This is a genomic window from Vibrio sp. 10N.222.54.A3, assembly GCF_041474095.1.
Classification (GTDB): Bacteria; Pseudomonadota; Gammaproteobacteria; order Enterobacterales; family Vibrionaceae; genus Vibrio; species Vibrio crassostreae_C.
Genome location: NZ_JBFRTN010000122.1, coordinates 1 through 10,964 on the forward strand (window position 1 = coordinate 1; position 10,964 = coordinate 10,964).

The window sequence follows — 10,964 nt, forward strand, 5'->3', positions numbered from 1 at the left end:
TCACTTCGGAAGAGGCGGCCATTCTAGCGATTTAATTCTCAGTGTCAAACACTTATTTGGAATTAATTCCTACTTTCTAAAAGTAGAAGCGAATCATCGCTTAAAGCTAGTTGCCTTACTAACATTTCTCGCTGAAGCCTTGTGGCGTCTGCCGTGTCAGTGAGGCGGCATTATAGAGATGCCGCTCATATTGGCAAGCAATAAATGCGTTTTTTATTAAAAAAAGAGGTTAAGCGAAGACATTTCAACCAAGGGCTTATTTATACCACTTTCACCCCAAGTTTCGAACAAATTACCCACAACGACCTGTGGATAACTACTCTCCACTATCAAAAAAGTAAGATAAACGAGCCCTAGGGTTTAGATACTCTCGAACTTGTTCAGGTAATTTGCTTGGATGAACGGCATTAACGATTTTGATCTCTTTAATAAAGAGGTCAATGATCGGAGCTTGGGTTCTTGGCACGCTAGGATCATAGATAAGTACATTTGGATAAAGCATATGTTTAGCGTTAACGGATATCACAATCCCAATCGAGTCATTTGAAAGCTGTACTACAGTTCCTGGTGGATAGACTCCCATGAACTTAACTAACAGCCCCAAGTTATCTTGGCTATATAGATGCTTGCAGCTCTTATATAGGTGGGACAGTGCCAAATACGGGATCATTTGTTGAGATTGCGTTTTACCATGGCAAAGGTTATCAAATGCATTAGCCACGGCGACTATCTTGGCAAATTCATCAATCTCATGTTCTTTTAAGCCCTCGGGGTAGCCAGAACCATCATTCATCTCATGATGTTGAGCGATCACCTTTTTAGCACTTTCAGGAAAGTCATCAATTGCCGATACAATATCCGCACCGTATTTAGTATGAAGCTTCAGGTAGTTCTCTTCTGGCACCGTTAGTGCACTCTGCTTTCTTAGTATCGCGACTGGTATTTTGATCTTGCCTACATCGTGAAACAACGCTGCGAATGAGAGGTCTTTCAATTGCTGTGTGTTATAGCCTTTGGCCTTTCCTATCATCAGTGCAACAACCGAAACATTTAGAGTATGAAAGTAAATATCTTCGAAATCTGCTTTAGCATTCATAAGGTGCAAGGTGACGTTATCATCGCTCACTAGAGTTTCAACGATATCATCAACAAGAGCCTTAACCTCCCCTACCGCATCTAAAGGTCTGTTACGGATCTTGGTCATCACAGATCGCATTCGAGCAAGCGAACGTTCAAACTCTCTCTCACAATGACTCACCCTGCGGCGGTAAGAGCTAAGGGTTTCGATACGCTCATGCTTATCTTTCCACATTCTTTCCGTTTCAAGGCTTACCTGTGAATCAATATCGACTTCTTGTTCACCTACGTGATTAACAGGTAAAGGTGAGGTATCACTTTGACTCAGGTTTATATAGACGTGCTTAATCCCAAGATGTCGAATTACTTTTACTTGAGCGTCATCTTTGATTTTAAAGCTGTTGAATAAAAATGGGTGTTCATTCCATTTTACGGGGAGTCGTATATGCAGACCGGGCTGAATGCGATCTACGGTAATCTTTATGCTGCCCATTTTTATATATAATATTGATGATTAATCTCTATTTATAATTCTAATAAAACCAAGCAGCAATTTCACTATCCAATTTCACAGGCTCAACTTAAAGAGTCGCAGTGCACCATCCAGCGTATACCGAATTTATCTTCTACTTTGCCAAATCGAGCCCCCCAAAAAGTATCTGCGAGTGGAGTCATTATCCGCCCTCCCTTCTTGAGCTTTTCAAAGATTTGTTCTTGAGTCGCGGTATCTTCAGTCACAAGAGAGAGAGCGAGATTGTTGCCTTCAAGTTCTTTTGCCTTAACACCATCAGACATCATCAGCTTCATACCAAACGCTTCGAACTCAGCATGCATAACCCAATCAGGTTGAGCGCCCTCGATTACCTGTGGTGCATCACTAAAAAGCTGCTTAGATAAAACCACACCACCAAAACACTTGTGATAAAAATCCAACGCTTCATTACAACGACCATCAAAAAACAAGTAAGGGGTTACTGTCAGCATATCTATCTCCTCTGTTAGTCCTTTAAACATAGACAATAGAAAAGAGAATGACAGGTAACATCATGATTTAAGATAATTAATTCATTATCAGATCGAATAGCGAAGGGAAATTATGAGATTTAGGAGTGAAACATCAAGATCTGTCTGATTGAAGAGCAACTGCAACGACACGCCGGATTTCAAATTCACATACGTCCAAAACATAGAAAGGTCGCTATAAAAGCGACCTTTCTATGTTTGGTACCGATAGGCGGACTGATTGGACAGGCATTCTTGCCGCCACCGTGAAGGCAATGCTTCCTATACCCCAGATACAACAAAGCCCCGATTTTCATCTAGGCTTTGTCATTTAAATATGGTGCCGGTAGGTGACTTGACTGGGCTTGCATCCAAGCCGACACGCTGGATTTAAAATTCACAAACGCCCAAAACGACGAAAGGTCGCTATAAAAGCGACCTTTCTATGTTTGGTACCGGTAGGCGGACTGATTGGACAGGCATTCCTGCCGCCACCGCGAAGGCAACGCTTCCTATATCCCAGATACAACAAAGCCCCGACTTTCGTCGAGGCTTTGTCATTTAAATATGGTACCGGTAGGCGGACTTGAACCGCCACGCCCGAAGGCAACGGATTTTGAATCCGTCGTGTATACCAATTTCACCATACCGGCATTATCTTGGGGCATTGCCCTTTCGATGTTTGGCATTATACGTATGCGAACTGATGTGGCAAGTATAAAAACTTGAATTCATGTGTGTTTGCCGATAATTTCGCCACTAAGTCATAAGCTGTGCGTCATGTCTCTTTTCAGGCTAAGCCTTAAACTATATTCTGACGCCTCAATTTTTAAAGAAGTAATAACACATGACATCAACAAACACTCTGCCACCAGCAGGAGTCATGCGCCGATTTGGTGCCTTGTTCTACGACGCTCTGATCGTAATCGCTATTGAAATGTTGGCGGCTGGCGTCATTGTCGCTCTACTGCACGCGCTCATGGCTCTCGGCATTTTTAACCACAGCGGTTATGCCGATGTTAGTGACTTCTTAACCAACCATCCGATTTGGAGCCCTGCATATACCTTTTACTTAGTCGCCGTTTGGGTATATTTCTTCGTGTTCTTCTGGACTAGAGCTGGTCAAACTCTCGGCATGAGAGCTTGGAAGCTGCGCGTTCAAAACAAAGATGGCTCAGCGATCACAGTAACTCAGGCGCTGATTCGTTTAGGTACTTCAGGTTTTGGACTGGCAAACCTATGTGTTCCATTCGATCCTGAAAAACGTGGCTTTCACGATATCTGGGCAAAGACCGAAGTCGTTGTGTTACCACAAGCACGATAATGTGATTTAAGTTAGCTCCAATCAAGATCAAAAAAGGAAGGCGTTATGCCTTCCTTTTTACTATTTACAGTTTCCGCCTCAAGAGCATGATGGCAATTCCAAGGAACACCACGCTCGGGGCTATTGCGCCAAAGGCGGGTGGTATTTGATAAACCAAACTCACTGGGCCAAAGAACTCACTGGATATATAGAAGGTAAAGCCAGCAATAACACCTGACAAAATCCTCGCACCCATGGTCACACTACGCAAAGGACCAAAGATAAACGACAGTGCCATCAACATCATAACCGCGATCGAAATTGGCTGGGTTATCTTTCTCCACAGCGCCAATTCATAGCGTGATGCATCTTGCTCTGACGCCTTCAGATAAGAAACATAATCATACAACCCACTTAACGATAGCTCTTCTGGTTTAACCGTTACTATCGCCAACTTATCTGGAGCTAATGACGTTTCCCAAGAGTAAGTCGGTAAACTTTCTTTAGTAATTTGAAGTTCGTTTTCAAAAGACGTGATCTCTACATCCTTCATCGTCCACACGTTGTCTCCAACGTAATCAACTTCGTCAGAATAAATAGCGGTTTTAAGTGCCTTGTTTTCATCAAAGCGCCACATGTTCATTCCATATAGCTTCTGGTCATCGATTTTGACAATGAAGATGAAGTCATTGGCATCACGAGCCCAGACACCACTTTGCGTCGAAATAATATTACCACCAGCAATCGAGATAGTTCTTAAATCACGAGCCATTTTCTGCGCTTGCGGTGCTCCCCATTGACCAAGCAATGTCACCACGATCATCAGTGGAATAGCTGTTTTAAGTACTGATAGGCCGATATCTAACTTAGAGAAACCAGCTGCCTGCATAACGACAAGCTCAGAACTTGCAGCAAGCATACCAAGCCCTATCAATGCGCCAAGCAATGCAGCCATTGGAAAGAACATTTCGATATCACGAGGGATACTCAATAAAACGAAATACAGCGCTTGTAATAGATCGTATGTACCACGGCCAACTTTTCTTAGCTGTTCTACATATTTGATGATCCCAGAGAGACCAACAAACGTCACCAATACCAGTGACGTCGTTGCGATGATGGTTCTGCCTATATATAAATCGAGAATCTTAAACACGGCTTAAGCCAACCTCTTATTCTTGAATTTTTCTTTCAAACGCCTTACTGGCACGCTATCCATAAAGTTGGCACCAATCGCGACAAATAACAATAACGCATTGATTGGCCACATGCCGATTACCGCAGGAATGCTCCCCTCTTCGATTGAAGACTTGGTTGCACTGATTGCTAAGAAATAGGTGAGATAAATCAGTATTGCTGGGCCGATTTTCGCAAAACGACCTTGTCGAGGGTTTACCGCAGACAGTGGCACGACAAGCATGGTCAACAATGGAATACAAAGTACCAAAGAAATACGCCACTGCAACTCTGCTTTCGCACTATTATTTGAGTTACCAATCAGTTCAAGCGTAGGGATCGCTTCCCAGTCTCGACCTTTCTTCTCAACTTCACGCTGACCAATCAGGCCTTCGTATTCTTCAAAGTGCGTCACCCTGTAGTCGAGGCGAGTCGGAATGCCTTCATGACGAGTACCATCGTACATTACGATCACTTGGCGACCATCACTGAGCTCTTTTACATCACCTGACTTCGAGAACATCACACTTGGCAGTACAGAATCACGCGGACGCATTTGAGCTACGAACACGTTTTCTAACTTATTACCGTTGATATCATCAATAAACACGACAGAAGAGCCATCCGGCGTACCTTCAAACTTACCTTTTGGCAGTAAATCCACACTGTTCTCTGCAGCCACTTCTTCATACATTTGCTCAACTTTATCTTGCGACCAAGGAGACAGCCAAAATGAGTTAAAAGCAGCAACAGATGCTGTGATTAAGGCCAAGTAAAGTGCAGATTGAATAAGGAATTTATTACCAATACCAGTCGCGTTCATTACGACTATTTCACTTTCAGCGTAAAGGCGACCAAAAGTAAGCAAAATACCAATATAGATACTGAGTGGAAGCATCAATAGGCCCATCGCTGGCATATTTAAGCCAACAATCGACAATATAAGACTCGCAGGGATATCACCATCAGAGGCATCCGCTAAAACACTGATGAATTTTTGGCTGAGAAACACGAGAAAGAGAACAAAAAAGATCGCAAATTGGCTCTTGATTGTCTCGCGGATCAAATATCTAACAATAATCACGCTCAAATTACCTATACAAAACTTGTTTTTTTGATTGAATCACTATAATTTCCCGTTGAACCTTTTATTTTTTTAAATTTTTAGCTAAGTGTTAGCGTTCTTCTTTAAGGTTAGTTCCATTATAGGATCCAACAAGTAAGAACCCATTATCTAACATTTAGTTCGATTTGTCTTCAGGATGTAGGAGTACGCATGGAGTTCAGTGTAAAAAGTGGCAGCCCAGAGAAACAGCGCAGCGCATGTATCGTTGTCGGTGTATTCGAACCGCGCCGCCTTTCTCCAGTAGCCGAGCAATTAGATAAGATTAGCGATGGCTACATTAGTTCACTGCTTCGTCGCGGTGATCTAGAGGGTAAACCTGGCCAGATGCTACTACTGCATCAAGTACCTGGTGTACTTTCAGAACGTGTTCTACTGGTAGGCTGTGGTAAAGAACGTGAGCTAGGCGAGCGTCAATACAAAGAAATTATCCAAAAAACCATCAGTACACTAAACGAAACAGGTTCTATGGAAGCTGTATGTTTCCTTACAGAACTTCACGTTAAAGGTCGCGACACTTATTGGAAAGTTCGCCAAGCGGTAGAAGCGACTAAAGATGGTCTTTACACATTTGACCAATTCAAGAGCAACAAGCCAGAGACTCGTCGCCCACTACGTAAATTGGTATTCAATGTACCAACACGTCGCGAATTGAGCCTGGGTGAGAAAGCAATCTCTCACGGCCTTGCTATTGCTTCAGGTGTGAAAGCATCGAAAGATCTAGGCAACATGCCACCAAACATCGCAAACCCTGCTTACCTTGCTTCTCAAGCTCGTCGTTTAGCCGACGATTACGAGACAGTGAAGACTAAGATCATTGGCGAAGAAGAGATGGAAAAACTGGGTATGACATCATACCTAGCAGTTGGCCGTGGCTCTAAAAATGAATCGATGATGTCTATCATGGAATACAAAGGCGCTCCGGATCCAGATGCGAAGCCGATTGTATTAGTAGGTAAAGGTCTGACTTTCGATTCAGGCGGTATCTCGCTTAAGCCTGGTGAAGGCATGGATGAGATGAAGTACGACATGTGTGGTGCGGCGTCTGTATTCGGTACAATGAAAGCACTGGCTAAGCTGAACCTGCCTATTAACGTGGTTGGTATCCTAGCCGGTTGTGAAAACATGCCGGGCAGCAATGCTTACCGTCCAGGTGATATCCTAACGACAATGTCAGGCCAAACGGTTGAAGTACTCAACACTGATGCTGAAGGTCGCTTGGTTCTATGTGATGCTCTAACTTACGTTGAGCGTTTTGAACCTGACTGTGTTGTCGATGTTGCTACGCTAACTGGCGCATGTGTTATCGCTCTAGGTCACCACATCAGTGGCGTTCTATCGAACCACAACCCACTTTCTCACGAACTTGTTAATGCTTCAGAGCAAGCAAGTGACCGTGCATGGCGTCTACCAATGGCAGACGAGTACCATGAGCAGCTAAACAGCCCATTCGCTGATATGGCGAACATCGGTGGCCGTCCTGGCGGCACAATTACTGCTGGTTGCTTCCTGTCTAAATTCACTAAGAAGTACCACTGGGCACACATCGACAGTGCTGGTACTGCTTGGAAGTCAGGCGCAGCGAAAGGCTCGACAGGTCGTCCTGTCTCAATGCTAGTCCAATTCTTATTGAACCGCAGCGGCCAAGAGACTGAAGAGCAATCTTCAAAATAATAAAAAGGGCCTACGGGCCCTTTTTTAATAAGCGCTATTTGTTAGACCCTGTTAACCAAGTAACATTGATATCCACGATTTTCAGTTCGAGTATTAAGTATGCAGACTGCTACATTTTACATTGTGCCTTCAGACAGCCCGCAAGCCAGCGAAGATGGTTTTGCTCACTATGTGCTGTTTCTTGCTCAGCACTTTGCGAAACAAGGCGCTAAACTTTACCTCAACTGTAATGACAAAGAGCATGCCGAGCGTATTGCTGAAGTTTTCTGGCAAGTCGAGCCCAGTGAGTTTATTGCGCACAACTTGGTTGGCGAAGGCCCGAAGTATTCAACCAACATCGAAATTGGCTATCAAGGCGTAAAACATAATTGGAATCGTCAGCTCGTAATTAATCTGGCCGATAATCATACAACCTTTGCGAACGCCTTTGCTCAGGTGATAGACTTCGTCCCTTGCGAAGAAAAAGCTAAGCAACTCGCTCGAGAAAGGTATAAAATTTACCGTCAGGCTGGATATCAGCTACAAACTATCGAGATTCAACATCCATAGTCAAACCTCATAGTTAAAGCTATCTTTGGATTTAGATTCAAGAAGCTTCACTTATGAAGTTTGACCACGATTAACCATTCACAGTATCCGTTTAAGAGCACTATGGAAAAGACATACAACCCAACATCAATCGAACAAGCTCTGTATAAGACTTGGGAAGAGAAAGGCTACTTTAAGCCACACGGTGACACATCAAAAGAAGCTTACAGCATCATGATCCCGCCACCGAACGTCACTGGCAGCCTACACATGGGTCACGCGTTCCAAGATACGATCATGGATACGCTTATCCGTGCTCAACGTATGAAAGGCAAAAACACGCTTTGGCAAGTGGGTACTGACCACGCTGGTATCGCAACTCAAATGGTTGTTGAGCGTAAGATTGCTGCCGAAGAAGGCAAAACAAAACACGACTACGGCCGTGAAGCTTTCATCGACAAGATCTGGGAATGGAAAGGCGAATCAGGTGGCACGATCACTCAACAACTTCGTCGTCTTGGTGCATCTGTAGATTGGGATCGTGAACGATTCACCATGGATGACGGCCTATCGGCTGCGACTCAAGAAGTGTTTGTTCGTCTATACGAAGAAGACCTAATCTACCGTGGTAAACGTCTAGTAAACTGGGATCCTAAACTGCACACTGCAATCTCGGATCTTGAAGTTGAAAACAAAGACAAAAAAGGTTTCATGTGGCACTTCCGCTACCCGCTAGCGAACGGTGTTAAAACGGCTGATGGTAAAGACTACATCGTTGTTGCGACTACACGTCCAGAAACCATGCTTGGCGATACTGGTGTTGCTGTTAACCCAGAAGATCCTCGTTACAAAGATCTTATCGGCAAAGAAATCCTACTTCCTGTTGTAAACCGTCTTATCCCTATCGTAGGCGATGAGCACGCAGACATGGAAAAAGGCACGGGTTGTGTGAAGATCACTCCAGCTCATGACTTTAACGATTACGAAGTGGGTAAGCGCAACAACCTACCGATGATCAACATCCTAACGTTCAACGCTGATATCCGTGATGCTGCGGAAGTCTTCACAACGAACGGCGAAGAATGCGATGTTTACTCAACAGATATCCCTGCTAAGTACCAAGGCATGGAGCGTTTTGCTGCACGTAAAGCTATCGTTGCTGAATTCGATGAGCTTGGTCTTCTTGAAGAGATCAAAGATCACGACCTAACTGTCCCTTACGGCGACCGTGGTGGCGTGGTTATCGAACCAATGCTGACTGACCAATGGTACGTGCGCACAGCTCCTCTTGCAGAGCCAGCAGTTAAAGCCGTTGAAGATGGTCAAATCCAATTCGTACCTAAGCAGTACGAAAACATGTACTTCGCGTGGATGCGTGACGTGCAAGACTGGTGTATCTCTCGTCAACTTTGGTGGGGACATCGTATCCCAGCATGGTACGACAACGATGGTAAAGTTTACGTAGGTCGCACTGAAGAAGAAGTTCGTGAAAAGAACAACCTAGCGCCTGTTGTTGTGCTTAAGCAAGACGACGACGTACTGGATACTTGGTTCTCTTCTGCACTTTGGACGTTCGGCACACAAGGCTGGCCTGAAGATACTGAAGCACTGAAAACATTCCACCCATCTGAAGTACTAGTATCTGGTTTTGATATTATCTTCTTCTGGGTTGCTCGTATGATCATGATGACCATGCACTTCGTGAAAGACGAAGATGGCAAGGCTCAAGTACCTTTCAAAACTGTTTACATGACAGGTCTTATCCGTGATGAAAACGGCGATAAGATGTCTAAGTCGAAAGGTAACGTACTTGACCCAATCGACATGATTGACGGCATCGGCCTTGAAGAGCTAGTAGAGAAGCGTTGTGGCAACATGATGCAACCTAAACTGGCTGCTAAGATCGAAAAGAACACACGTAAAACATTCGAAAACGGTATCGAACCCTACGGTACTGACGCACTGCGTTTCACTCTTGCTGCTATGGCTTCAACTGGCCGTGACATCAACTGGGACATGAAGCGTCTTGAAGGTTACCGTAACTTCTGTAACAAGCTATGGAACGCAAGCCGTTACGTACTGATGAACACAGAAGAGCACGACTGTGGCATGTCACTGTCTGTAGAAGACCGTGCAAACATGGAATTCTCTCTAGCCGATAAGTGGATTGAGTCTCAGTTTGAAGTTGCAGCGAAAGAGTTTAATGCTCACCTAGACAACTACCGTCTAGACATGGCAGCAAACACGCTTTACGAATTCATCTGGAACCAATTCTGTGACTGGTACTTAGAGCTAACTAAACCTGTTCTTTGGAAAGGTACTGAAGCTCAACAACAAGCGACTCGTTACACGCTTATCACGGTTCTTGAGAAGACTCTGCGTCTTGCTCACCCTGTTCTTCCTTACATCACTGAATCTATCTGGCAGAGCGTTAAGCCGCTAGTAGACGGCGTTGAAGGCGAGACAATCATGACTCAAGCGCTTCCTCAGTTTAATGAAGCTAACTTCAATGCTGAGATCGTTGACGACATCGAATGGGTTAAGACTTTCATCACTGCTATCCGTAACCTACGTGCGGAATACGACATTGCACCAAGCCAAGGCTTAGAAGTAATGATCAAGGTTGCTGATGAGAAAGATGCCGCTCGTATCGAAGCGAACAAGATCGTTCTTACTTCTCTAGCTAAGCTAGACGATATTAAAGTTCTAGCTGATGGTGAAGAGACTCCTGCTTGTGCAACTAAACTGGTTGGCAAATCTGAGTTGATGATCCCAATGGCGGGTCTTATCGACAAAGATGCAGAGCTTGCTCGTCTAGATAAAGAAGTCGCTAAGACTCACGGCGAGATTAAACGTATCGAAGGTAAGCTAGGTAACGAAGGTTTCGTTGCTAAAGCACCAGAAGCAGTTATCGCGAAAGAGCGTGAAAAGCTTGAAGGCTACAAGGAAACTCTTGTTAAGCTTGAAGAGCAAAAAGCGACAATCGCTGCGCTTTAAAACCGAGTGAACGAGAAGGCTTCAAACTTCTCGGTCTAAATAGAAAGGTTGGTCTTGGTGACCAGCCTTTTTTTAGGTTCATCG

The 10,964-nt window shown here is 44.3% G+C and carries 8 protein-coding genes and 1 tRNA gene; 4 read left to right on the forward strand and 5 right to left on the reverse strand.

Annotated elements, in window-relative coordinates; all coding sequences use genetic code 11:
* Positions 1–316: 316 nt before the first annotated feature.
* From AB4507_RS20715 to AB4507_RS20725, 3 genes are all read right to left on the reverse strand, one after another.
* Positions 317–1,570 carry an HD-GYP domain-containing protein gene (locus tag AB4507_RS20715; RefSeq protein WP_017063746.1) on the reverse strand — a complete coding sequence of 418 codons (1,254 nt, stop codon included), beginning with the start codon at positions 1,568–1,570 and terminating at the stop codon, positions 317–319.
* Positions 1,571–1,653: 83 nt separating this feature from the next.
* A complete protein-coding gene (locus AB4507_RS20720) occupies positions 1,654–2,061 on the reverse strand; it encodes a VOC family protein (protein ID WP_017055297.1) in 408 nt (135 codons plus the stop codon).
* A gap of 586 nt (positions 2,062–2,647) precedes the next feature.
* Positions 2,648–2,732 (reverse strand) — tRNA-Leu (locus AB4507_RS20725).
* A 194-nt stretch (positions 2,733–2,926) separates the two neighbouring features.
* On the opposite strand from AB4507_RS20725, the gene AB4507_RS20730 reads away from it, so the two are divergent.
* Positions 2,927–3,403: an RDD family protein gene (locus AB4507_RS20730; RefSeq protein WP_017058939.1), complete on the forward strand. Its 477-nt coding sequence runs from the start codon at positions 2,927–2,929 to the stop codon at positions 3,401–3,403.
* A 64-nt stretch (positions 3,404–3,467) separates the two neighbouring features.
* On the opposite strand, the gene lptG is transcribed toward AB4507_RS20730, so the two are convergent.
* Positions 3,468–4,538 carry an LPS export ABC transporter permease LptG gene (lptG, locus tag AB4507_RS20735; RefSeq protein ID WP_017058938.1) on the reverse strand — a complete coding sequence of 357 codons (1,071 nt, stop codon included), beginning with the start codon at positions 4,536–4,538 and terminating at the stop codon, positions 3,468–3,470.
* A 3-nt stretch (positions 4,539–4,541) separates the two neighbouring features.
* Positions 4,542–5,642 carry an LPS export ABC transporter permease LptF gene (gene lptF / locus AB4507_RS20740; RefSeq protein ID WP_136989327.1) on the reverse strand — a complete coding sequence of 367 codons (1,101 nt, stop codon included), beginning with the start codon at positions 5,640–5,642 and terminating at the stop codon, positions 4,542–4,544.
* A 192-nt stretch (positions 5,643–5,834) separates the two neighbouring features.
* Here lptF and pepA point away from each other — a divergent pair, with 192 nt between their 5' ends.
* The 3 genes from pepA (at position 5,835) to AB4507_RS20755 (ending at position 10,880) form a co-directional block, all read left to right on the forward strand.
* Positions 5,835–7,355, forward strand: a complete 1,521-nt coding sequence (pepA, locus tag AB4507_RS20745; protein WP_017058936.1) for a leucyl aminopeptidase — start codon at positions 5,835–5,837, stop codon at positions 7,353–7,355.
* A gap of 99 nt (positions 7,356–7,454) precedes the next feature.
* Positions 7,455–7,904 carry a DNA polymerase III subunit chi gene (locus AB4507_RS20750; RefSeq protein ID WP_017071288.1) on the forward strand — a complete coding sequence of 150 codons (450 nt, stop codon included), beginning with the start codon at positions 7,455–7,457 and terminating at the stop codon, positions 7,902–7,904.
* Between the two features lie 102 nt (positions 7,905–8,006).
* Positions 8,007–10,880, forward strand: coding sequence for a valine--tRNA ligase (locus AB4507_RS20755; RefSeq protein ID WP_372155188.1), 2,874 nt, complete (start codon positions 8,007–8,009; stop codon positions 10,878–10,880).
* Positions 10,881–10,964: the final 84 nt, after the last annotated feature.